Source organism: Opitutales bacterium (assembly GCA_013215165.1).
Lineage (GTDB): Bacteria > Verrucomicrobiota > Verrucomicrobiia > Opitutales > JABSRG01 > JABSRG01.
Genome location: JABSRG010000044.1, coordinates 13,578 through 33,975, shown reverse-complemented (window position 1 = coordinate 33,975; position 20,398 = coordinate 13,578). Strand labels below are relative to the sequence as shown.

At 49.3% G+C, this 20,398-nt stretch carries 26 protein-coding genes, 3 tRNA genes and 1 pseudogene; 20 read left to right on the top strand and 10 right to left on the bottom strand.

Going from position 1 to position 20,398, the window contains the following annotated elements; genetic code table 11:
* Nucleotides 1-200 precede the first annotated feature (200 nt).
* The gene (locus HRU10_10630; protein ID NRA27685.1) at nucleotides 201-800 is read left to right on the top strand and encodes a DUF3800 domain-containing protein; all 600 of its coding nucleotides are present in this window, start codon (nucleotides 201-203) and stop codon (nucleotides 798-800) included.
* Nucleotides 801-1,045: 245 nt separating this feature from the next.
* Here the strand turns inward: HRU10_10630 and HRU10_10625 are convergent.
* The 7 genes from HRU10_10625 to HRU10_10595 all read right to left on the bottom strand — a co-directional run bounded on the left by HRU10_10625 (nucleotide 1,046) and on the right by HRU10_10595 (nucleotide 6,377).
* A tRNA-Phe gene (locus HRU10_10625) sits at nucleotides 1,046-1,121 on the bottom strand.
* A 4-nt stretch (nucleotides 1,122-1,125) separates the two neighbouring features.
* Nucleotides 1,126-1,200: transfer RNA gene (locus HRU10_10620), tRNA-Arg, on the bottom strand.
* 41 nt (nucleotides 1,201-1,241) lie between these two features.
* Nucleotides 1,242-1,634 carry a hypothetical protein gene (locus tag HRU10_10615; protein NRA27684.1) on the bottom strand — a complete coding sequence of 131 codons (393 nt, stop codon included), beginning with the start codon at nucleotides 1,632-1,634 and terminating at the stop codon, nucleotides 1,242-1,244.
* A gap of 16 nt (nucleotides 1,635-1,650) precedes the next feature.
* On the bottom strand, nucleotides 1,651-3,576 hold the full coding sequence (locus tag HRU10_10610; protein ID NRA27683.1) for a 1-deoxy-D-xylulose-5-phosphate synthase: 1,926 nt from the start codon (nucleotides 3,574-3,576) through the stop codon (nucleotides 1,651-1,653).
* 24 nt (nucleotides 3,577-3,600) lie between these two features.
* The gene (gene xseB, locus HRU10_10605; GenBank protein ID NRA27682.1) at nucleotides 3,601-3,834 is read right to left on the bottom strand and encodes an exodeoxyribonuclease VII small subunit; all 234 of its coding nucleotides are present in this window, start codon (nucleotides 3,832-3,834) and stop codon (nucleotides 3,601-3,603) included.
* A gap of 64 nt (nucleotides 3,835-3,898) precedes the next feature.
* Nucleotides 3,899-5,716: an Hsp70 family protein gene (locus HRU10_10600; protein ID NRA27681.1), complete on the bottom strand. Its 1,818-nt coding sequence runs from the start codon at nucleotides 5,714-5,716 to the stop codon at nucleotides 3,899-3,901.
* A 19-nt stretch (nucleotides 5,717-5,735) separates the two neighbouring features.
* Nucleotides 5,736-6,377, bottom strand: a complete 642-nt coding sequence (locus HRU10_10595; GenBank protein ID NRA27680.1) for a DUF2760 domain-containing protein — start codon at nucleotides 6,375-6,377, stop codon at nucleotides 5,736-5,738.
* Nucleotides 6,378-6,506: 129 nt separating this feature from the next.
* Here HRU10_10595 and prfA point away from each other — a divergent pair, with 129 nt between their 5' ends.
* Nucleotides 6,507-7,601, top strand: a complete 1,095-nt coding sequence (gene prfA / locus HRU10_10590; GenBank protein NRA27679.1) for a peptide chain release factor 1 — start codon at nucleotides 6,507-6,509, stop codon at nucleotides 7,599-7,601.
* 218 nt (nucleotides 7,602-7,819) lie between these two features.
* Here prfA and HRU10_10585 read toward each other — a convergent pair.
* Nucleotides 7,820-7,895 (bottom strand) — tRNA-Lys (locus tag HRU10_10585).
* A gap of 148 nt (nucleotides 7,896-8,043) precedes the next feature.
* On the opposite strand from HRU10_10585, the gene HRU10_10580 reads away from it, so the two are divergent.
* The 7 genes and pseudogenes from HRU10_10580 (at nucleotide 8,044) to HRU10_10550 (ending at nucleotide 11,638) form a co-directional block, all read left to right on the top strand.
* Nucleotides 8,044-8,637 (top strand): thioredoxin family protein, encoded by a 594-nt coding sequence (locus HRU10_10580; protein NRA27678.1) that lies wholly within the window; start codon nucleotides 8,044-8,046, stop codon nucleotides 8,635-8,637.
* Between the two features lie 297 nt (nucleotides 8,638-8,934).
* Nucleotides 8,935-9,483 (top strand): hypothetical protein, encoded by a 549-nt coding sequence (locus tag HRU10_10575; protein NRA27677.1) that lies wholly within the window; start codon nucleotides 8,935-8,937, stop codon nucleotides 9,481-9,483.
* A gap of 1 nt (nucleotide 9,484) precedes the next feature.
* On the top strand, nucleotides 9,485-9,895 hold the full coding sequence (locus HRU10_10570; GenBank protein NRA27676.1) for a hypothetical protein: 411 nt from the start codon (nucleotides 9,485-9,487) through the stop codon (nucleotides 9,893-9,895).
* 297 nt (nucleotides 9,896-10,192) lie between these two features.
* On the top strand, nucleotides 10,193-10,447 hold the full coding sequence (locus HRU10_10565; GenBank protein ID NRA27675.1) for a hypothetical protein: 255 nt from the start codon (nucleotides 10,193-10,195) through the stop codon (nucleotides 10,445-10,447).
* A pseudogene (locus tag HRU10_10560) lies at nucleotides 10,425-10,841 on the top strand (PIN domain-containing protein). Before HRU10_10565 ends, HRU10_10560 begins: the two are co-directional and overlap by 23 nt.
* 167 nt (nucleotides 10,842-11,008) lie before the next feature.
* The gene (locus HRU10_10555) at nucleotides 11,009-11,239 is read left to right on the top strand and encodes a DUF433 domain-containing protein (protein ID NRA27674.1); all 231 of its coding nucleotides are present in this window, start codon (nucleotides 11,009-11,011) and stop codon (nucleotides 11,237-11,239) included.
* Nucleotides 11,240-11,278: 39 nt separating this feature from the next.
* On the top strand, nucleotides 11,279-11,638 hold the full coding sequence (locus tag HRU10_10550; protein ID NRA27673.1) for a DUF5615 family PIN-like protein: 360 nt from the start codon (nucleotides 11,279-11,281) through the stop codon (nucleotides 11,636-11,638).
* 66 nt (nucleotides 11,639-11,704) lie between these two features.
* Here HRU10_10550 and HRU10_10545 read toward each other — a convergent pair whose 3' ends face one another.
* Both HRU10_10545 and HRU10_10540 read right to left on the bottom strand, forming a co-directional pair.
* Entirely contained in the window at nucleotides 11,705-12,091 is a 387-nt protein-coding gene (locus HRU10_10545) for a PIN domain-containing protein (protein ID NRA27672.1), read from the bottom strand.
* Entirely contained in the window at nucleotides 12,084-12,332 is a 249-nt protein-coding gene (locus HRU10_10540; GenBank protein ID NRA27671.1) for an AbrB/MazE/SpoVT family DNA-binding domain-containing protein, read from the bottom strand. The genes HRU10_10545 and HRU10_10540 overlap by 8 nt, the downstream gene beginning before the upstream one ends.
* 321 nt (nucleotides 12,333-12,653) lie before the next feature.
* On the opposite strand from HRU10_10540, the gene HRU10_10535 reads away from it, so the two are divergent.
* From HRU10_10535 to HRU10_10485, 11 genes are all read left to right on the top strand, one after another.
* The gene (locus HRU10_10535) at nucleotides 12,654-13,073 is read left to right on the top strand and encodes a DUF86 domain-containing protein (protein ID NRA27670.1); all 420 of its coding nucleotides are present in this window, start codon (nucleotides 12,654-12,656) and stop codon (nucleotides 13,071-13,073) included.
* Nucleotides 13,070-13,561 (top strand): nucleotidyltransferase domain-containing protein, encoded by a 492-nt coding sequence (locus tag HRU10_10530; protein NRA27669.1) that lies wholly within the window; start codon nucleotides 13,070-13,072, stop codon nucleotides 13,559-13,561. The genes HRU10_10535 and HRU10_10530 overlap by 4 nt, the downstream gene beginning before the upstream one ends.
* 228 nt (nucleotides 13,562-13,789) lie before the next feature.
* Nucleotides 13,790-14,089, top strand: coding sequence for a nucleotidyltransferase domain-containing protein (locus HRU10_10525; GenBank protein ID NRA27668.1), 300 nt, complete (start codon nucleotides 13,790-13,792; stop codon nucleotides 14,087-14,089).
* 22 nt (nucleotides 14,090-14,111) lie between these two features.
* The gene (locus HRU10_10520; GenBank protein NRA27667.1) at nucleotides 14,112-14,438 is read left to right on the top strand and encodes a DUF86 domain-containing protein; all 327 of its coding nucleotides are present in this window, start codon (nucleotides 14,112-14,114) and stop codon (nucleotides 14,436-14,438) included.
* A gap of 108 nt (nucleotides 14,439-14,546) precedes the next feature.
* Nucleotides 14,547-14,852 (top strand): hypothetical protein, encoded by a 306-nt coding sequence (locus tag HRU10_10515; GenBank protein ID NRA27666.1) that lies wholly within the window; start codon nucleotides 14,547-14,549, stop codon nucleotides 14,850-14,852.
* 298 nt (nucleotides 14,853-15,150) lie between these two features.
* Nucleotides 15,151-15,660, top strand: a complete 510-nt coding sequence (locus tag HRU10_10510; GenBank protein ID NRA27665.1) for a hypothetical protein — start codon at nucleotides 15,151-15,153, stop codon at nucleotides 15,658-15,660.
* A gap of 151 nt (nucleotides 15,661-15,811) precedes the next feature.
* Nucleotides 15,812-16,273 (top strand): YhcH/YjgK/YiaL family protein, encoded by a 462-nt coding sequence (locus HRU10_10505; GenBank protein ID NRA27664.1) that lies wholly within the window; start codon nucleotides 15,812-15,814, stop codon nucleotides 16,271-16,273.
* Complete coding sequence (locus HRU10_10500) at nucleotides 16,270-17,265, top strand: KpsF/GutQ family sugar-phosphate isomerase (GenBank protein ID NRA27663.1); 996 nt, start codon at nucleotides 16,270-16,272, stop codon at nucleotides 17,263-17,265. The genes HRU10_10505 and HRU10_10500 overlap by 4 nt, the downstream gene beginning before the upstream one ends.
* A 131-nt stretch (nucleotides 17,266-17,396) precedes the next feature.
* Complete coding sequence (locus HRU10_10495; protein NRA27662.1) at nucleotides 17,397-17,897, top strand: sulfotransferase family 2 domain-containing protein; 501 nt, start codon at nucleotides 17,397-17,399, stop codon at nucleotides 17,895-17,897.
* A gap of 71 nt (nucleotides 17,898-17,968) precedes the next feature.
* Nucleotides 17,969-19,036, top strand: a complete 1,068-nt coding sequence (locus HRU10_10490; protein NRA27661.1) for a glycosyltransferase family 1 protein — start codon at nucleotides 17,969-17,971, stop codon at nucleotides 19,034-19,036.
* A gap of 33 nt (nucleotides 19,037-19,069) precedes the next feature.
* The gene (locus HRU10_10485) at nucleotides 19,070-20,314 is read left to right on the top strand and encodes an oligosaccharide flippase family protein (protein ID NRA27660.1); all 1,245 of its coding nucleotides are present in this window, start codon (nucleotides 19,070-19,072) and stop codon (nucleotides 20,312-20,314) included.
* Nucleotides 20,315-20,398 lie beyond the last annotated feature (84 nt).

Here is a 20,398-nt window from a genome sequence, read left to right as displayed (position 1 = left end):
GAGTGCCTATGAGACAGCATAGGGCTTATCATGGTCAAAACCGCTATTTTTCAATTTTGACCAATAGACACGATCAATCGCTACAGCCCATCAATACTCAGGTTTGATCTCCGCCATCAGGTCTTATGGGATGGCTGTGAAAAAATGATTAAATTTCGGTCCTAGTGCTGGCATTTATAGACGAATCAGGGGATTCCGGTATGAGGCTCGGAAAGGACTCCTCGAGCTACCTGTTCATAACAATGGTGGTTTTTGAAAACCCATCGGAGTCCAATGCCGCGATTGTTCGTATTGCCGAAATTCGGCAAGGGCTTGGATGGGAGAAGGAGACTGAATTCCATTTCAATAAAATGTCTCCACGGTTCAGGAAAACCTTTCTGCAATCCGTAGTATCTCTCAATTTCAGCTACTTCAGTATCGTGATCGATAAGGCAAAGCTCGAGAGCGATAACTTTCGGAATCATCCGGAGTCCCTCTACAAATCTGCCTGCAATTATCTCTTTAGCAACGCCAAGCATACCTTAAGGAATGCCCGAGTCGTCGTGGATGGCAGCGGGAGCAAACAATTCAAAAAACAGTTTTGTGCTTACTTGAAGTCCAGAGCCAATGACTGGGTTGACGGGGACGAAAAACTCATTCGCAAAGTTCAGATGGAAGATTCAGCAAAGAACAGTCTCATCCAGCTTGCTGATATGGTGTGCGGAGCAGTGGCCCGCTCGTTCACGGACAAAAAGGACGCTCGCGACTACCGCCAAATCGTGAAACGCAAAGAGGCACACATCCAAGTTTGGCCCAAATAAAAACCCCCGCCTCTATCCTATTGGAAGGAACACCATACGGTGCCGGTTTGAGTGCGGGGTCATTTCTGTCCATATATGTCGGACAACGGCTGACGTTTTCAAGACAATTCGCTAAAAAGACTCGATTAGCCACCGCCACATCGCCCTTTAGAGCAAAAATCTTGAAGAGAAAAAGTGCACCACAAATGCACCACACCTTGAAAACAAACAAGGACTCACAGTTACGTAAGTCCTTGATTATAAATTGGTGGCCAGACCCAGAATCGAACTGGGGACACAAGGATTTTCAGTCCTCTGCTCTACCAACTGAGCTATCTGGCCTCAATGGCACACCCGCAGGGATTCGAACCCCGAACGTCTGATCCGTAGTCAGAAATGATATCCATTTCACCACGGGTGCTTCGTTAAAGCGCCAGATCAAGACAGTGAGTCGTGAGGGCTTCAAGGGTTTTTTTGTGAAAGTGTGATATGATCCTTCAAGGCTGAATTTTCTGTTTCAAGGATGGATACTTTGTGTTCGAGCATACGGATGCGCTCGAGCAGGTCATAATGATCAGGGCAGAGCAGGTTATAGATGACTTGAGATAGATTTTCTACGCCCGGTATTTCTTGGATGGGGGCATCGCCACAAAGCCGCATGATGCCTTCTAAATTTCTGCTGGATACTTTTTCAGCTTCCGTGAGCGCGCCTACAGCCGCTCCGATTTGTGACAAGAAGCGTTCCTGTGCAGCGATCCGTTTTTTACGAGCAAAGGGTTTCTGAAGGGCCAGCGACAGTTCTTCAGTTGCGGTCTTCAGGTCGCAGTTGAGCTTACTGAGTGACGCTGCGTCCATGCAAAGTAAGTGGATTCTATGCGGAAACGGCTTCGGCTGGACGCTGAGAGATGGTCGTGATCTGCCGGATACGCTTTAGGATAGTCTTTTTTATCGAAACTGAATCTAGACCTACTTGGTCGCGGAGGGCACCCACATCTGAGCCGTGGTCGACAAAGGCATCCGGCCAGCCGATGCATTCGACTGGGTGCTGGATGTCGAGCTGCTGGAGGGTCTCGATGATGGCCGATCCAAAGCCACCGGTGCGCACGTGGTCTTCGACTGTAACGATGAGCTGGGATTGTTTTGAGTTTTTTTCGAGAAGGGGGGCATCCAGGGGTTTGGCGAAACGCGCATTGATCACACCGACTGACAGGTCCCATTCCGACTCAATCTCAGCGGCTACGTTTTCAGCCACAGATACCATATTGCCCAAGGCCCAGATGATGATGTCGGTTCCGGTTTTTCTCGGTTCAGCGACCCCAATTTTCATCGGTTTTGGCTCCTCTTTTATGGAAACTCCCTCGGCATTACCCCGTGGGTAACGGATGAATGCAGGTCCATCGTGTGCAAGGCCGGTAGCCATCATGTCGACCAGTTCATCTTCATCTGCGGGCTGCATGATGACTGTATTGGGCACACAACGCAGGTAACTGATATCGTACAGTCCGTGGTGGGTCGCTCCGTCTTGTGGGCTTACCCCAGCGCGATCCATGCAGAACAAAACGGGGAGGTTTTGTAAACATATGTCGTGAATGATGGGATCGTAAGCGCGCTGGAGGAAGGTGGAGTAAATAGCACAGACGGGACGCAGGCCTTGTGTGGCCAAACCTGCAGCAAAAAGTACCGCATGTTCCTCTGCGATGCCGACGTCGAAATATTGTTTTGGCAGCTCATCGCGCAAGAAGTTGAGGCCGGTGCCACTCGGCATGGCTCCGGTTATTCCGGCGATGCGTGCGTCCTGCTTGGCAAAGTCCAATAGAGCTTTGCCGAAGACGTCTTGATACTTCGGTGGTTTGGGGGAGCCGCTGCCGCCGACGCTCTTTCCGGTGGAGGGGTCGAAGGGGCTGGCTCCGTGAAATTTCTCTGGTTGCTGGAGTGCGGGGTGGCAGCCCTTACCTTTCTCCGTAATGACATGAAGGATGATGGGCCGATCGGATTGTTTTGATACTTCTAGGTATTTTTCTAGATTGGGTAGGTCGTGGCCATCAATCGGGCCGATGTAACGGAGACCAAATTTTTCGAACAGGGATGAGGAGACAAAGAAGTCTTTGGTCTCGTGCTTCCATTTTTTCCCGAAGTTGATCACTGAATCTCCACCGGGAACTTTTTGGAGTATGGATCCGACGTCGTCGTGAAGACGTTTGTAGATCGGATTGGTGATGAGTTCGTTGAAATACTTAGCGATGGCCCCGACGTTTTTATCGATGGACCACTCGTTGTCGTTGAGGATTACGATGAGGCGCTTCGTGGAATCGGCTACGTTGTTGAGCGCTTCCATGGTGATGCCACAGGTGAAGGCCGCATCGCCACACACGGCTACGACATGTTCGTCGGTGCCTTTGAGGTCACGGGCCGTAGCCATCCCCAGGGCTGCGGAGAGGGCAGTGCCGGCATGGCCTGCTCCGTAGCAGTCATGCTCGCTCTCTGCTCGATTCAGGAAGCCACTCAAGCCACCTGTGGTGCGGATTTTGTCGAAGGCTTCATTGTTTCTACCGGTCAGCAATTTGTGGACATAGCCTTGGTGCGAGACGTCAAAGACAAAGCGATCTTTGGGTGTGGAGAATTGTCGGTGCAGGGCAATGGTGAGTTCAACGACGCCCAAGTTTGGGCCGATGTGGCCTCCGTTCTCGGCGGTGACGCTAATTAGGCGTGCGCGGATTTCTTCGGCAAGATTAGGTAGGGCGTCGGCGGGCAGAGCTTTGACGTCTTCAGGTGATTGAGTGTTTTCTAGGTATGACATCTATCGTGTGGGCTCCATGGCGATTTACGCATCGTCCGCTTCAAACTGGGTTTCAGTTTGGTTCTCATCGAGTTGCGTTATGCGCAGTTCTGCGTCCTGCAGGCGTGCTCGGCATAGATCTATAAGCTTTTTTCCCTGTTCGTATGAGGCGACGAGTTCAGTGAGGGGACTTTCTCCGGTTTCTAGAGCTGCGACAAGGCCTTCAAGCTCTTTCAATGCCTCTTCAAAAGGCTTTTCCTCCAGTGCATCCGCTTGCATGATAACGACTAATTTAGCAGGCACTTTGCCTGTGTCGAGTGGTTAAGCACATTCAGCTTAGACATCAATCGAGCCGCACATCGAAGTCGATTTTGAAGCGCTGGTCCGAACGGGTATGTTGCATCCACAGCTCAAGCTGTCCGGTGGCTGTCAAATGTGCATGTAGCTTGACGGGAATCGGTGTTCCTGAAGGGAAGTTTTCCAAAGCATCTAGATACGTTTCTAAGGGGCGTGATGTTTCGAGTTGAGAGGCAGCATCACTGACTAAGCTGCCGACGGTATCCTCAGGGCGTTTGTTTGAACTAAACACTTGGAAGGTAACCGGCTTGCCAACAATCAGGCCGAACTCCTTATCGAGAGTGATCTCACTGCCTTCTTCCATGCCTTGTGGAACGACACACAGCGCTTGAACAGGCGGGGTGAATCCCGGGATGGCAGGCATCGTTGATGCAATGCCTATATACATCGAATGGGCGGCCCCAGCACGGATGCGTATGCCTTCCCCACATTCTTGGATGCGGCCGTAAGCGGCGGCTCCCAACGCAACCGCCTGATCTAATTGAGCTCCGTCCAATTCGGCAACGGGCTGGCCACACCACTCCGAAAGAATGTCGACGACTCGCTGTCTCAGGGCTGCTGCGTGAAATACGCCTCCGTTGAATAAAATACGTTCGGGTTTGATGAATGCCTGATTGCGCCGTTCACCTGCTGGATCGAGGCGTTCAGCTAGCTCGGGTTGATTGTCAAAGCTCCGTTGCGCCTGGTGCAGGAAGGCTGCAATGTGTTTCGGCAAAACGGGGTCTGCTGCGTAGTTCAATCCCAGCTCTTGAAGTCCGACCGATGTTCCATCTTGCGGAAAATCGTTGATGCCTGTTTTTGCGAAGAAACCGTCAACGATCACCGCATCTAGGGTGTCACGTGACACCTCAGCTCGGATCGTCGAGGCAAATAGGCTAGAGCCTCGTGACTCTAGTGATATGGGAGCGACCGACAATTCCGGGTTATTGAACAGTGTCTCTTTAGCGGCGCGCGCTTTCTGAATTAGAGAACGAAACTGCCAATCGTCGAGTTGGGTGTCTTGGTTCTCTAGCTGAGCTTTGACAATGTAGGCTAAAGCCAAGTCCAAGTTATCCCCACCCAGCAGGATGTGCGAACCGACAGCCACGCGATCGAGTCGTAGATCCCCGTCGGATTCGCTGACTGCAATCAGGCTGAAATCCGAAGTGCCTCCGCCCACATCACAAACTAAGACAAGCTGTCCAGGTTCAATCTGCTTACGCCAGTTATTCCCCTGTGTTTCTAGCCAAGCGTAAAGCGCCGCCAGAGGCTCTTCGAGGAGAAGGGTCGACTCTGAAAATCCAGCTTCAAGCGCCGCGACTTGTGTGGCTCGTCGCGCAGCATCATCGAAACTCGCGGGAACGGTTATGATCGAGCGGGTTCCTTCGGGGAGAGAGTTTGTGTTTTGCAGACTAGCGTGAATGTGGCTCAGGAGCTTTGCAGAGACCTCAAGCGGTGAGAGTTTGGATTCCACGGCCTGACTTTGCCAAGGAAGTAGGGCATCAGATGGATCTACATTTGGATTACATAGCCAGGATTTAGCAGAGTGAATCAGGCGCTCCGGTGCATGGGGGCCGTGCTCACGAGCAAAGGTCCCCACGACTAACGGGTCACCCTCGGCGCTCCACGGCAACTTGAGCCCAGCCGCATCAAATTCTTGTTCGCCGGACATGTAGATGGATGACGGCAGTGTCGGAAGTGTATCCACGCGGCCGGGGGCGCCAATCTGTGGGATGCCTTGAGTTTCGGCATCCGCACCACCCTGTGCAATAGCCACGGCACAGTTTGTCGTTCCGAGATCAATGCCGATGTGTGTCGTGGTCATAACAAATTGTTGGAAATAATCAGTTACTGACTTGGGCAGGCGCGAGTGTGAATCCCTCTGCTTTTTCGAGAGTTTGGGTCGGTTTAGGTAGGTCACAGCGCGAAGCCTGCCAGCCCTTGTGTTCTAATTTGCCCTGTATGGCGCCGTTAGCAGGCATTTTTCCGGTGACGCGGAAGGCCGCGCGATCATAGTCTTCTGAGAGAGTGATCGTTTGTTGTTCAGGGCTCGTTGCAATAGGCTCAGGCCCTAGCGCTTTTTGGATAACGTCTCGGCAACCGGAATGGACAACGCGTGCCGCGGCACCGACTTGGGCATCCGAGTACGCTTGAACATCGTCCATCACGAAATCAATGAAGCGTCCTTTCTCTTGTAGTAGAGAGGCGAGCACGAGTCCGTCTGACTGGACGGCTGGGGACGCGGGCTCGGGTGGAAGTGTGGCTTTTTCGGGCTCCCTAGGTTGCGCCTCAGCATCTGCGTTCTCTGCTTTACCTGCTTGCGCTTTGAGTTTCCCAAAGGTCACCAGGATCAAAACCTGAAGGAGGAAAACGAGCAGGAGTGCGGTGACGCTAAGCGCAGTTTGAGAAGGCCCTTCCTGTAGCGCCATGCCCGCGCCAACACAGACAAAAATCAATGCAGAGACAAAATAGAGCAATCCGATCATGCGGGCTCAATAAATGAGGTCAGCGGCGAACTTCGAGCGAAATGTTAAGATCAAATTCATAGTTAATGCACTCTTGAAAGGTGCTGAGTAGGGTGGCATCTTCATTAGCTATCTCGAATATTTGAATTTATGGAAGGCATCCCACCGATTGAACCATTCAAAGCGAAGCTGAGTGAGCTCGATGAGCAGATGCAGGCGCCTGACTTTTACAGTGACCAACGCAATGCTGCGGTTATGTCTCGAAAGCATCAGAAGGTGAGCAAGCTGATCGAGCTCTACGAGGATTTGCTTGGGGCTGTGCAGGAGCTTGCCGACAGTCGTGAGATGCTTGCTGACCCAGACATGGATGCTGAGCTCAAGGAAATGGCTGAGGCGGAGATCGCGCCGCTTGAGGAGAAGATTGAACAGCTCAAAGAAGCCGTTTTGGTCGCCATGATTCCTCCCGATGAGACCGATGATCGTAATATTGTGATGGAGATTCGCGCGGGTGCAGGTGGGGATGAGGCATCCTTGTTTGCTGCTGATCTGTGCCGCATGTATCAGCGTTTTGCTGAGCGTCGTGGGTGGTCGATCGAGCCGATGAGTGCGAGCGAATCAGAAACAGGTGGTTTTAAGGAGGTTACGTTTCTTCTCAAAGGCGAGGAGGCGTATAAGACGCTCAAATTTGAGAGTGGGGTGCACCGAGTCCAACGTGTCCCGGTAACTGAAAGTGGCGGGCGTATTCACACCTCTACCTCGACAGTGGCGGTGTTGCCTGAGGCGGAGGAGGTGGATATCTCCATAGATCCCAATGAACTGGAGATTACAGTTGCGCGAGCGAGTGGCCCCGGTGGGCAGGGGGTAAATACGACAGATTCTGCAGTTCAAATCCTACACAAACCGACCGGGTTGATCGTCAATTGCTCGGACGAGCGCTCGCAGTTAAAAAATAAGGCCAAAGCAATGGCCGTCCTACGTGCTCGCTTACTCCAGCGTAAGCAAGATGAGGAGCATACCAAGTATGCGGCGAATCGAAAAAGCCAGATCGGTACCGGAGACCGTTCCGAGCGCATTCGGACTTATAACTTTCCGCAAAGCCGTATCACTGATCATCGGATTAATGTCACCGTTCACAGTCTCGATCAATTCCTCGACGGTGATATCCTTGCTGTAGTGGAGGGTCTCCTCGAGGCGGATAACCAGGACAAGGTCGACGCCCTACTGAGTGGTCACGTTGAAGTCTAATTCCGATAGCTAGCTCTGTCTGAAAGTATTTTACGGTCTCCTTTTGTTTCCGTCGATTTTGGATTGATTGTGGCCAAACAGCCCGGCGGCTCGAAGCTCACGCAACAATTCAATTAACCGGGCTCAGCTGGCTGAGAACCGGACCACCCGCGGGGTCGAGTCCTCATTACTATGCGCGCCCCTTATCAACTAACTCACCATCTCCTTATTCTCCGAATTGGTAGGTTGACCGGGACTCGAACCCGGAACCAATTGCTTAAAAGGCAACTGCTCTACCGATTGAGCTATCAACCCGCGGAAAGCACATGGAACATGATGTTGCTCGAATTGATGTCAAGCTGCATGTCAGTGGTTCGATTTCGAAGTAGAATCACAAAATTTGTGAACAAATTGCCTCCTCAGCCTTTCTTAATGGCCGTTCCTGACTAACAACTAACTCACCATGACTAAAAAACTCATATCTATCGTATTCATCTTCGCGGCATCATTGATGTCCGCTGCAACCGTCGGTGAGACGGCACCAGCATTCACATTGACTGATGCTAACGGCACCACACATTCACTATCAGACTTTGCAGGCAAAACCGTGGTATTGGAATGGTTCAATCCGAATTGCCCCTTTGTTGTTAAATTCTACGACTCCTCAAATATGCAGAAGACTCAGGAAAAGTGGACGGACAAGGGCGTTGTGTGGCTGGCTATTAACTCCACGAACCCTGATCATCGTGATTTCCTAACTGCAGAGCAGCACATCGCCTACGCTGAGGAAAAGGAGACAGCCGCAACTGCCTTCCTGCTCGATAAAGACGGAACAGTCGGCCAAGCCTACGGGGCACGCACCACACCTCACATGTTTGTCATCTCACCCGAAGGCACACTCGTTTACAACGGCGCTATCGACAGCATTCGTTCAGCCAGCGCCAAGGATATCGCGAAAGCCGAAAACTTCGTCAACGCTGCCCTGACTAGCCTAATGGCCGGCGAAGAGATCGCCCAAGCCACCACCCGCCCTTACGGCTGCAGCGTAAAATACTAATTTAATCGAAAACCTATGACAAAAAGCGCAGGGCCATAATCCCTGCGCTTTTTTTATGCACGCATTGGCTACCCCAGAGCCAAGTGGACCGCAGGCGGCAAGGTCATTCGCGTAAATTCGCTTCCATTCGCGGATGAATGGTATCGATCATCTTACGAGACGATCACCATCAAAGATAATAAGCTGCACAATTCTCAGAAAACATGGATTCATCACCGTCTCATACGAAGCAAAGATACTGAAAAACCTAGCCCTGGGCGCCTGACGGCTGTAATAACAAGACCCAAATATGCGCTGATGCCTCAACTTACCAAAGAACTTATTCTGGAAGCTTTCCGACGTATGGGCGAGATCGCTCATGAGCGTGGGCTGCAATTAGAGGTGAGTCTTTATGGAGGAGCGGTCATGCTCTTGGTGTATAATAGCCGTGCAATCACGAAAGACGTGGACGCTGTAATCGTTCCAGAAGTGGAGGGTCGAGAAATCGTGGCCGTGGTCGCAAAGGAGTTCGGATTCGACCGTGACTGGTTGAATTCGGATGTTTCGCAATTTCTCGCTCCGGTGGGCGCAAAGCGACCCCTTGCTAAAGAATTTCAGGGATTAAAAGTGAGCGTGCCCACCGCCAGTTACCTCTTGGCTCTCAAAGCGATGGCATCCCGGAGAGCCCTGCCTGGTTACTCGGGCGATGAGGCGGATCTTCGGTTCCTACTTCGGAAAATGAACATTGGCACGGTGGCAGAGGTGCAGTCGCATATCGACCGTTATTTTCCCGATGACGTTTTGCCTGACCAGCATGCAGCTTTAATCAAATCGATTCTAGGGGAGGTTCATTCCGATGACAGATAGTATGATTAAGCCGCAGACCCTGCAGGACGTTTCGCTGGCAAGTGATAGTCTGGAATCATTTGGTCGAAGTCTGCGTGATTGGATCCACGCGATCGGTCGGGGTGCTGATGATATTGCTACGGTCGTCCAGATTGCGGTATCTGAAGAACCACCGCTGCTCGCTCAGAAATTTGGGAGTGGGGAGATCGCAGATGTCTACCTCGCCGCCTATGCCGACTGGCTGTGCGAACAATGCCAACTCGACCTTCCAGATTGGACCTGGGACCCAGAAAACCGTAGCACGCTCGAAATCCCCTGGTTTGCGGATAATGCCCGCGCCTCACTCCTCGTGCTCTCGCCCGCGGCCTTTCGCGTACGCAATCTCTTCACCATTCCTGAATGGCCCTTTGGGAAACGGAAATTTGCAGTCTGAATACTATTCTTAAGCCGCGGGAAACGCGGAAGTGCGCTGAAACTCTAATTTTGATGACGAACCAGAACAAGGATCGACATGGCACCTAGCAAATAATCTCTAACATTTAAAATAACAACCCCCCTTTTGCTACGCCATCTCCAGCAAGCTTCTGTCAGCACATTCCGCAGTAAAAATATTCGCGTGAATTAGCGTCCATTCGCGGATAAAATATGTCCAAAACTCTGGCAGCGGAATCCCTCTCGTTGGATCTCTTGTTTCACTTGATCCCTCATTAAAATGGGAAAACCTGTGAAAATGAAAAATATCACAGTTTCCGTGGGGGATAGTGTATATCACAGGGCGCGGTTACGCGCTGCGGAGCAACGCACTTCGGTGTCTGCTATAGTGCGGAAGCACCTCGAGGAGATTGCAGCCGAGGAAACAGAGCATGAAAGTTTGCGGCGTCAGGAAACAGAGATGTTGCAACAAATCGCTCAGCGCCGGACCGGTTTCTCAGCCAGCCAGCGTTCAAGTCGAGACGAGCTTCATGACCGCCATGCGTTTTCTTGATACGAATATCCTCCTTTATAAAGTCAGCCAAGACCCTGCTGAGGCCGAGAGACAGGCGATTGCTGCTGAAATTCTAGAAGCGGACGATCTGCACCTGTCTGTTTAGGTCTTGCAAGAATTCTACGTCCAAGCCACCCGGCCCAACAGAGCGGATAGACTCCTCCACGAAGAAGCCTGCGGGCTCATCGAGAGTTGGAAACGGTATCCAATTGTCGACATCTCAACACTACTCTTCGATGCAGCCCTGCAAGCAAAAGAACGCTGGCAACTCTCCTATTGGGATGCCGCGATTCTAGAAGCTGCACGCCTAGCGAATTGCGAGACACTCCTTTCCGAAGATCTCAATCATGGGCAGTCCTATGAAGGAGTCCGCGTTGTAAACCCATTTGTTTAGGCACCAGTTCGAAGGGCATAATTAAAAAGGGAAAAAGAAAAGCCACCAGGCTGCCACGAGTCCAAACTCATCCGCGTGGATTCGCAGATAAATCTCCATTCTCTCCACTTTGAGCCTAAACACCCCTTCATCATTGTGTTTCTGAAAATATCGTCGATCTTCTGATCATGGAAAATTTCGACCGAGTGGTCTCGGATCCCCTCATCATGCAGGGCCAGCCCTGTATTAGGGGCACCCGCATAACGGTGAGCAATATTGTCCGCCAAGTAGCGGCTGGGCGTGAGATGAGAGCAATTCTTGAGGACTATCCCATGCTAGACGAAGCTTCGATCCGTGCCGCTCTCGAATTTGCTGCGTCTGCTTGCGCATTTCAGGAGTTCACTGTCAAAACTTCGTAATCAGGGCTTATCCTGGACGAGAATCTAACTTGGCGTTGGGTGGATTTCTTCGAAGCTGAGGGATTAAAGGCAAGACACTGGACACAGGTCGGTAAGCAAGGCGTTCCTGACAAAGAAATATTCAAGTATGCGCGTGAGGGGAGTCATGTGATTGTGACTCAGGATTTGGATTTCGGCAGGCTGTTGGCAGAGCACAAGTCAGGCTTGCCCACTGTGATCCAAATCCGAGTTAATATCCCAACGCCAGAAAAAGCGGATCGATTTTGCTGGATGCAATCAGGGCTCATACTAAAGGATGTGCCGTTCAAAATATATAATATCCAATGGTTTGAAAGAAAAGCTTGCACGCTAACGCAAGTCCAAACTCATTCGCGTGAATTAGCGTTCATTCGCGGATAAATTCTCATCCTCAAATGTCTTCGAACAACCTGAGCTTAAGAAATAACGGCACCTGTTTGCCTCTCGCTACATAGCCTCAGCTCCGGGAATCGAAACGTCCAAAGTAAGTAGCTGGCATCCGTTTGCTTCGGCTAGAGCGACGAGATATGCATCTGTTGTTTGGCGATACCCCTGAATCCAATTGGGAAGCTGTTGGGAAAAAACCGAATCGGGTATCCTCTTTAAAACCAGGTTTTCGCTCACATGGGTCATCAGTTGCTTGGCTATTTTGATGGAAATTCCGCCAATGCGCATGGAATTCCTGATCAAGCCCAGCTCTACGATCGGACAGACGCAGAAATTATCGCCATTTTCCGCACGTTCAGACAATCCAGAAACCACACGCTCATGATGAACGTGCTCTTGAATGGCATAAGCGACCAGCACGTTCACATCCAGTAAGTATTCAGTCATCGTTCGACAGCGGGTCGATCAAATCATGCTTCGATATCAGCCTGTTGGGACCGATCGAAAGCACAGGTTTCGGCGCACCAGGCAAAGAGACAAATTTGACCTCAGTAGTTTGCGTCGGCTCGATGATCAAACGATCACCGTCCTCAATGACGTTGACCTGGCTACCCACTTCCAACCCAAGCCGCCGCCTATATCTAGCCGGCAATACTAACTGCCCTTTCGAGGATAGTGTTTTAAGCATTGTAAGATATTCTTACTTTCTCCCTCCTTGTAAAGCAATTCGCAAAAGATTTGCCTATGATTTTGCTGAGAAAGACAAGATCACAGATCCAGAATTAGAAAAGTAAAAGGTCAGAGAAAAAGTCGATAGGCTATATCGACTCGTGACTCATTCGCGTGAATTAGCGTCCATTCGCGGATAAATCCCATTCCCAATCACTATTCAATACCCGCGGATTTAGTCAGTTTCTCAAAACATCTCGAAATCCCTGAATGCCAGGCAAAAAGATGGCCTATCAGAAACCCTTGTCGGATGCGCAGTGGATGTCATAAATGATAGCAAATGAATGACGTCGTCATCAATAAGGTAGTCACAATCGAGCGGTGTGTAGCGCGTATTCGCGAAGTGCACGGCTCGCTTTCGGGCTCCTTGTTGGATGCGATGCTGGAGCAGGAGTCTATTATTTTGAATCTTGAGCGAGCTTGCCAAGCCGCTATCGACCTTGCGATGCATACTGTCCACATGAAACGGTTTGGAGTGCCGCAGAGCAGCCGCGACGCCTTCGATTTATTGGAGAAAAACCATGTGATCTCTCCCGACCTGAGCCGATGCCTTAAAAATATGGTGGGATTTAGAAATATCGCGATTCATGAATACCAAACATTAAAATTGGAAATCATTGAATCGATAGTTCAGGAAAACCTGCAGCAATTGCTCGACTTTGGCCAAGCGATCCGGAGATCAACGCAAGAGGAATCATGAATCTTCCCAAGCCGAATTGCCGCTCTACGGATGCCTCGAGCGCTTTACGTGAATATACGCAAGGAGCGTTGCTTGACTGTGTGCGCTCGGGCTTCGCTCAATGCGGGGCTGAACTGCAGGCGCTGTATTTATTCGGTTCGCGGGCGCGGGGCGGTGCGGGCTGTAGGCCGGGCAGCGATTTCGATCTTGCCTACTTTGCCAATCCCGAGTTGTCGGCGTTAACACAGTTTAAATTGGCCAACGACCTCGCAGAAGCCCTCGGCGTCGAGCACGTCGACCTCGTCGACCTCAACAGCGCCTCGACTGTCCTAGCTATTCAGGTCATCACCACCGGCGACCGCCTTTTCACCGCTGACACTTACGCCGCTGAACTATGGGAAACTCACACCCTCGCAGCCTATGCCCAACTCAACTACGAACGGCGGGAGATTCTGAATGAATATCGGATAAAAAATTCTGAAGCCGCGGAAAACGCGGAAGTGCGCTGAAAATAAAAGTCTATTGAAATTAGCTTCTAACTATCGGAATGACTGCGGCTTCGATCCTGCGCGAACTCCACCTCTTGCCTAAATACCTGGTAATTCACTTAGCCACGATAGAAACGGATAAGAATAAAACATACCTTGCGCTCGAGGCTTCTCTAAAGAACTCATTATTAAAGGATCATTCCGCGAGTTTCCGTGCCTTCCTTTTATCACTACTTTTATCATTCAAAAATGTGCCTCCTGAACCAAATCAATAACCTCACCGTCCTGTGTCGCGAGCACCGGGTCAGGGCGTTGTATGCGTTTGGTTCGGTGTTGCGTGAAGATTTTGATGAAGCGAGTGATGTCGATTTGCTCGTCGAGTTTTTTCCTGACTATCCAAAAGGGGCCTTTGCTCAATACTTTGATTTTAAGGAATCCCTGGAGGCCCAGCTCCAGCGGCCCGTTGATCTAGTATGTCAACAAGCTATCCGTAACCAGGTCTTTAGAGATGAAGTGGTGCGCACCTGCAGGAGGCTTTATGCAGCATAAAATATAGAAGCTCGTCACTGATATGCGTACGGCAATCTCCGATCTTCGGGAGTTTGTCGCGGGAAAGTCGTTTGCCGATTTTCAAAAGGATCGCATGGCGCAGGCGGCCGTTGAGCGTAAGTTCGAGGTGTTGGGGAAGGCGATGTATCGTCTGAGAAACGCGCATGAAGAGATCTTTGATGCCATAGAAAATGGACACCGAATTATTGGGATGCGCAATAATATCGCCCATGGTTACGATGTGCTTGATGAGCGAATCCTTTGGGAAGCAATTGAGCGGGATTTAGGCGGTGTAGAAAATGATCTGTCCAGCGTAATTCAAACAGTGAAGGGTTCCTATGACCAATAGCTTGATCAAGCCACGGACGCTCTAATAAGCGTCGCTGGGGGAGTGACAGCTTGGAATCCTTTGGCCAAAGTCTGCGTGATTGAATTCACACGATCGGTCGGGGCGTTGATGATATCGCTACCGTCGTCCAGGCTTTGGTTTCCGAAGAGCCTCCGCTGCTCTGCCTACAAATTTGCGAGTGGGGAGATCGCGGATGTCTACCTCGCTGCCTATGCTGACTGGCTGTGCGAACAATGCCAACTCGATCTTCCAGATTGGACCTGGAACCCGGAACACCGTAGCACTCTCGAAATGCCCTGGTTTGCGGATAGCGCCCGCGCTTCACTCCTCGTGCTCTCACCCGCAGCCTTCCGCCTACGCAACCTCTTCACTATTCCTGAATGGCCCTTTGGAAAACGGAAATTTGCAGTCTGAACACTATTTTAAAGCCGCGGAAAATGCGAAAGTGTGCTGAAACTTTAATTTTGATAACGAACCAGGATTAAAATCGACACGGTGCCTTACAAATAGTCTTCAACATTTAAAATGGCTTTCACCTTTTTGCTAGGCTAGTTCACGCAAGCCCCTGGCAGTAGCTTCCATTCCAAAAAACATTCGCGTGAATTAGCGTTCATTCGCGGATAACTCCAATTCCTATTCATTCTTCCAACAAGATTCTTGAATTTCAACTCGACATTCGCGGATCTGTTCAGTTTTTTCTGAACAATTCGAAATGCCTGAATCCCAGACAGCCACACCCTTCCCGCCAGTCATTCAGCTCACAGAAGCTGAGAATGCTATCGTCGAGATGTTCGTCCACGTGGCACAATCCTTTGGTTTTCAAAAATCCATTGGCCAGATCTACGGCGTCCTCTTCGCTACAGCCCAGCCGCTTTGCCTCGACGACATCACCGACCGCCTCGGCATTTCCAAAGGCTCAGCCTCCCAAGGGCTCAAGACCCTCCGCTCCCTCGGTGCCGTTCAACAAGCCCTCATCCCCGGAGATCGCCGCGACCACTACACCCCAGAAATCCGCCTCCGCAAACTCGTCAGCGGCCTCCTCACCAACCAAGTCGACCAAGCCCTAGACAACGGCGCCGATCGGCTTGGTCACATCCACACCCTCATTCAAGAGGGCGTCGCCGACCCAGAAATCAAAACCCGCATCGCAAAACTCCATAACTGGCACGGCAAGTTCCAGAAGCTTATACCGATGATTAAAACTCTTGTAGGTAATGAGTAAAGTATTGATTGAGTATGGCGAAAAGAGGTCGACGAAATGGGCACGCATCCTTTGTGGGAAACCGAGGAGTAACTATGGCGATTGATTTAGCTCATGCATCTCTATGCTTTTTGATTGGTTCCCTATTTCCCGATGAAGAATCCCAAAATATATGATCACTTTTTTGGAGCAGTCGGAATATGAATGGCGCATGCTGAGTCGTTTCTCAGATGGTTTTCATCTGGCGCATCAGTGGCTAAAGTCGATCGATTCCAAGATCCCTCTGGGACGACATACGATCGATGGTGAATCAGTCTTTGCGGAGGTGGCTCAGTATCAACCTAAAGCTCTGGATCAGGCCGTCTTTGAATCTCATCGTAGATACGCAGATATTCAGATCGTCCTAAAAGGTCGTGAGCAAATTCTTGTTTCAGATGAGATATCGCACGTGGTCATCCAGCCCTATGAGGTGAAAAAGGACCTGGAGTTTGCGCAAATCGGCACGCGCTATACGACCATTGATATGTTTCCGGGAAAACTGGAAGTTTTCTTTCCTGCCGATCTTCATGCGCCCGGTATTGCAAACGTTGATTGCTCTGAGGTCCTTAAACTCGTGATCAAGGTTCTGCTATGACAAGAAATGTGACAGAAGATTCGGTCGCCGCTTTTCGGGTAACTCTTGAAAAAGAGCGCGATGCGCTTACCCGAGCGGTCGGACGTATAGACGATCTAGCGGTTTCTCGGACGGTTGACCTTATTTTGGCCTGTGAGGATAAGGTTGTCTTAATCGGGGTTGGTAAGTCTGGAATTATCGCACGGAAGATCGCAGCGACCTTTTCCAGTCTTGGGACGCGTGCAATCCACATGCATGCATCTGATGCCTTGCATGGAGATATCGGGATAGTCTCGAAAAATGATGTAGCAGTTCTAATTAGTAATAGTGGCTCTACTGAAGAAATTACTCTGTTGCTTCCGCACTTACGTCTAAGAAATATTCCACACATAGCGATTGTGGGTAATCTCACCAGCCAGCTAGCTAAAGAAGCGGACATTGTGTTGGATGCTGGAGTCAGCAGAGAGGCTGACGATCATAACTTGGCGCCCACCTGTAGCACGGCTGTGCAATTGACAATAGGGGATGCACTTGCAGTTGCTGTGGCACGCATGAAAGGAATTTCGCCAGATGACTTTGCTTACAATCACCCCGCCGGTCGCTTAGGTAAACAATTAGCTCTTCGAGTCGGAGCGCTAATGCATCAAGGTGAGCAAAACCCACTTATCGGACCTCAAGCACCCTTTGTGGAGGTAATTGACATGCTGGCTCGCTTTCAGGCTGGGGCAGCGTGCGTGGTGAATGCGAATAACAAGCTATTGGGCATCATAACTGATGGTGATTTACGCCGCTGCCTAAAGCGCCACTCCTCGGAAAACTGGAATACTCTGTCTGCCGCAGAAATGATGACCATGAATCCGATCACCGTAACCCCTGACGTTCTCGCTATCGATGCCATGCGCATCATGGAAGACCGTGAAAGCCAAATTTCGGTGCTACCGGTGGTGAGTTCTGTAAATATCCAATGTGTCGGTATCATTAGAATTCACGACATAGTGAAAGCGGGTTTGTAATCTAGAATGCTTGTCTTTTAATTGTATAATTTTAATCAGTTTGAGAGGTAATTGATATGGTGTTGTTTAAGCAATGTGGATGTTCATTTGTGTGCGTGCCTAAGAATGGCACACACACGCTTTATACGTACATGAAAGAGTTTGGGGGTAAGGCCATTGGGGATTACCATGAGTATCGATCCGCCAAAGTTCCGTTTCGTTTACCGTCTCTTCGATACCCAGTGTTTATGGTTTGGCGAGACCCTTTCGAGCGAGCGATCTCGTTATATAAGGATATTGTGGTTCGAGAGCAACAAAACCAGAGGCTCGTAAAATCCCCGAAATCAGTCTTGCGCCATCAATACATTGCAAATTTGTGTCCCACTTTTGATAGATTTGCTGACTTGTTGCTTTATTCGAGCCTTTTTGGAGGAGAGTATTTGTTTCAAAACCAGTTATGGTGGTATAATGAATTTAAGCCGGCTAAAGTCGTAAACATTTCGGATTTGTCGGATTTCTTAGAGGAGTTGACTGGAAGGCGTCTAGAAAAACGTCATTCCACTAGTGGAATGAATGTAACGATTAATCCTTCCGAGGATAGTCTCAAGGTCTTGAATGAATGGGCGGCTCGTGACTATTCAATTATTGATTGATTTAAGCTATGAAGGTCGTACATTTCTCAAAGACTCGTCTGGCTGGATCTCCTATTAGGATCGTTAACGCCATGAATTCCTATACCGAAGTGTCAGCTCGTCTCGTTGACTTAGATCGATGGGATCGATTCGCTCAGGATGTTGTTTTTAATGAAACACCAGATTTGGCTTATTCGCTGGCGATGAATGCAGATATTATTCATCTGCACAATCAAGTTAACCTAACGTGTCGCGACTTTGGAGTAATTGATTTTTGTAAGTTGATGTCTAAGGGCAAGACGGTTATCCGGCATTTTCACTCTCAGCCTGAATTGATAATATCGAGCACAGGGGAGGCTCTTGAAGAATTAATTAACTCCGACTGTCCATGCTTGGTTATTGCGCAATACCCTGAGAGGTTCTACCCAAATGCGTATGTTGTGCCAAATATTGTTTCTTTGGAATCGCCAATTGTAAGCTGTGGGGATGAGAGTGGGGCTGATATTTTCTATAGCCCTACCTGGATGAACTCGGGGTGGTCTTCGCGCTGGGACACAAAGGGTGCAGTTGAGACGGAGGCATTGCTTCGTAGGATTTCGAAGAATGTCGGGTTTTGTTATGAAGTAATAAGCAAGAAGCCACACGGCTTTGTTATGTCTCGAAAACTGAATGCAAAAGTCGTGTTAGATGAGCTCGTGACTGGTAGTTTCCATCTTAACGGTTTGGAGGGTTTGTCTCTCGGCAAACCTACTGTCTGTTATTTAGATGGTAGAACAAAATATGTTATGCGGTATATTTCCGGGGCGCATCGCCTTCCTTTTGTTAACTGTAGGCTAGAGGATGCTTACGACGTAATCGTGGGTTTACTGGGGGATGGTGAAGCTTTGAAGGCAGTTGGGAATGCTAGTCGAGACTGGATGCATAAGTATTGGGCTGAGGCGAGTTTGGCCAAGCTATTTGTGGACGCATATAGTAGCGTGTTGGCAAACCCGAAGCAATTTGGACGGCAGGAGGAATTATCTCTAATGCATGAGGGAGACCAATTTATGGAGGTTTCGTTGCCTGACCTTATTTATAAAGGAAGAAAGAGGGTCGGAAATACAGCTGCTAATCGTCTAAAAGTAGGTATCAGCCGGTTACAGCGTAAGATTAAGCTCTAGCCATTGTTCGTTGTGTTCTCGAATGCCGTCAGTTTGTATTTTCTGCAGGTTAGTAACCTATTGGTTTCGTTACTGCTTCTACCTTATCTAACTCGGGTCCTTGGCCCTGATGCCTATGGTGTTGTTGTTTATGCAAACATTCTAGTTGGTGTTTTGAGCATTTTATCTGCCTACAGCTTCTCTCTTTCAGTGACGAGGCTTGTGACCGAAAATAGAATGGGGCGAGATAAGCTCTCTAAGATCCTGTTTTCAGTCTCATTATACCAGTTTGTTGTGTTTTTCATCGCAGTTTTGCTGTTGGCTTTTTTTCCGGTTTTAGAATTGCAGCGAGATACTTCCGCGTATTATTTTTTGATCCTAAGGTGTTTGGCTTTTGCTGCTGAAGGTTTGTTTCCTCTTTACCTTTTTCAGGGATTAGAGAAATTTAAAGTAGTCTCGGTCGTTTCGGTTATTAGTCGTCTCCTTCTAGTTTTTTTTGTTGTTGCATTTGTAAATAGTGAACAGGATCTGATCGTGTATGGAATGTTGATGGTTTTTGTTCAGGTCATTAATCTTGCAGCTGCATACGTCATCATTTATCAATCGTTTTCTATTTTTCCCAAATACGAGAGTTTGTTCGGCGAATTTGGCGTCTGCACTCTTTTGAAAGCCGGTTTCCGAATTTTTATTGGTAACGTTTTGGCTATGAGCCACACAAGGATCAGTCCACTTGTGTTCGCTCAACAGGTTTCTGTGTCTGTTGTCGGAGAGTTTGGTGTTGCGTACAGAATGATTTCAATTGCCAATCAGTTCACTGTGCCGATTATTCAGGTGCTTTACCCTCGCTTACTTGTTTTAAAGGAGAGTTCTGTCGATTTATATCATCGATACCTCCTTGTTGCATTGTGCTCGGTGGGAGGCGTTGTTGGTGCCGGTGTGATTCTCATCGTTCTTTATTCAGATCATATCGTGAGGATAGTGGCCGGGGATGGCTTCGGAGGAGTCAGCGAATTTCTTAAGATCATGGCGCCGGTGATCTTCTTTGTCGCCTGCGGTAGAATATTGTCTCAGCTTTATTTGGTTATAAACCGGAAAGAGACGCTGCGAATTTGGATATTTGGATTAGCGAGTTTGGGCTCTGTGCTTTTTACATGCGTGTTGCCAAATCAGTTCGGTGCTCTTGGAATGTCATGGATTGTTGTTGGAGTGGAAGCAGGTGCGTTTTTCGCATCGTTGTTTTTTTTCCTGAGATATTATCTAGGATTTTCAGAGAGATACTCTTTTCCTCTGGGGCGATAGGAGAGTGGCCCTCATTTTTTTTGTAACTAGTGATCATTATTTTGCGTAAGATGAATTTAAATTTATGGAGAGGCTGTTTTTCTC

Bases quoted from the DNA above. Each gene is read 5' to 3' on its own strand.
- HRU10_10630 (NRA27685.1), top strand. From the start codon at position 201: ATGAGGCTCGGAAAGGACTCCTCGAGCTACCTGTTCATAACAATGGTG.
- HRU10_10615 (NRA27684.1), bottom strand. From the start codon at position 1,634: ATGGACGCAGCGTCACTCAGTAAGCTCAACTGCGACCTGAAGACCGCA.
- HRU10_10610 (NRA27683.1), bottom strand. From the start codon at position 3,576: ATGTCATACCTAGAAAACACTCAATCACCTGAAGACGTCAAAGCTCTG.
- xseB (NRA27682.1), bottom strand. From the start codon at position 3,834: ATGCAAGCGGATGCACTGGAGGAAAAGCCTTTTGAAGAGGCATTGAAA.
- HRU10_10600 (NRA27681.1), bottom strand. From the start codon at position 5,716: ATGACCACGACACACATCGGCATTGATCTCGGAACGACAAACTGTGCC.
- HRU10_10595 (NRA27680.1), bottom strand. From the start codon at position 6,377: ATGATCGGATTGCTCTATTTTGTCTCTGCATTGATTTTTGTCTGTGTT.
- prfA (NRA27679.1), top strand. From the start codon at position 6,507: ATGGAAGGCATCCCACCGATTGAACCATTCAAAGCGAAGCTGAGTGAG.
- HRU10_10580 (NRA27678.1), top strand. From the start codon at position 8,044: ATGACTAAAAAACTCATATCTATCGTATTCATCTTCGCGGCATCATTG.
- HRU10_10575 (NRA27677.1), top strand. From the start codon at position 8,935: ATGCCTCAACTTACCAAAGAACTTATTCTGGAAGCTTTCCGACGTATG.
- HRU10_10570 (NRA27676.1), top strand. From the start codon at position 9,485: ATGATTAAGCCGCAGACCCTGCAGGACGTTTCGCTGGCAAGTGATAGT.
- HRU10_10565 (NRA27675.1), top strand. From the start codon at position 10,193: ATGAAAAATATCACAGTTTCCGTGGGGGATAGTGTATATCACAGGGCG.
- HRU10_10555 (NRA27674.1), top strand. From the start codon at position 11,009: ATGGAAAATTTCGACCGAGTGGTCTCGGATCCCCTCATCATGCAGGGC.
- HRU10_10545 (NRA27672.1), bottom strand. From the start codon at position 12,091: ATGACTGAATACTTACTGGATGTGAACGTGCTGGTCGCTTATGCCATT.
- HRU10_10540 (NRA27671.1), bottom strand. From the start codon at position 12,332: ATGCTTAAAACACTATCCTCGAAAGGGCAGTTAGTATTGCCGGCTAGA.
- HRU10_10535 (NRA27670.1), top strand. From the start codon at position 12,654: ATGAATGACGTCGTCATCAATAAGGTAGTCACAATCGAGCGGTGTGTA.
- HRU10_10530 (NRA27669.1), top strand. From the start codon at position 13,070: ATGAATCTTCCCAAGCCGAATTGCCGCTCTACGGATGCCTCGAGCGCT.
- HRU10_10525 (NRA27668.1), top strand. From the start codon at position 13,790: ATGTGCCTCCTGAACCAAATCAATAACCTCACCGTCCTGTGTCGCGAG.
- HRU10_10520 (NRA27667.1), top strand. From the start codon at position 14,112: ATGCGTACGGCAATCTCCGATCTTCGGGAGTTTGTCGCGGGAAAGTCG.
- HRU10_10515 (NRA27666.1), top strand. From the start codon at position 14,547: ATGATATCGCTACCGTCGTCCAGGCTTTGGTTTCCGAAGAGCCTCCGC.
- HRU10_10510 (NRA27665.1), top strand. From the start codon at position 15,151: ATGCCTGAATCCCAGACAGCCACACCCTTCCCGCCAGTCATTCAGCTC.
- HRU10_10505 (NRA27664.1), top strand. From the start codon at position 15,812: ATGATCACTTTTTTGGAGCAGTCGGAATATGAATGGCGCATGCTGAGT.
- HRU10_10500 (NRA27663.1), top strand. From the start codon at position 16,270: ATGACAAGAAATGTGACAGAAGATTCGGTCGCCGCTTTTCGGGTAACT.
- HRU10_10495 (NRA27662.1), top strand. From the start codon at position 17,397: ATGAAAGAGTTTGGGGGTAAGGCCATTGGGGATTACCATGAGTATCGA.
- HRU10_10490 (NRA27661.1), top strand. From the start codon at position 17,969: ATGAATTCCTATACCGAAGTGTCAGCTCGTCTCGTTGACTTAGATCGA.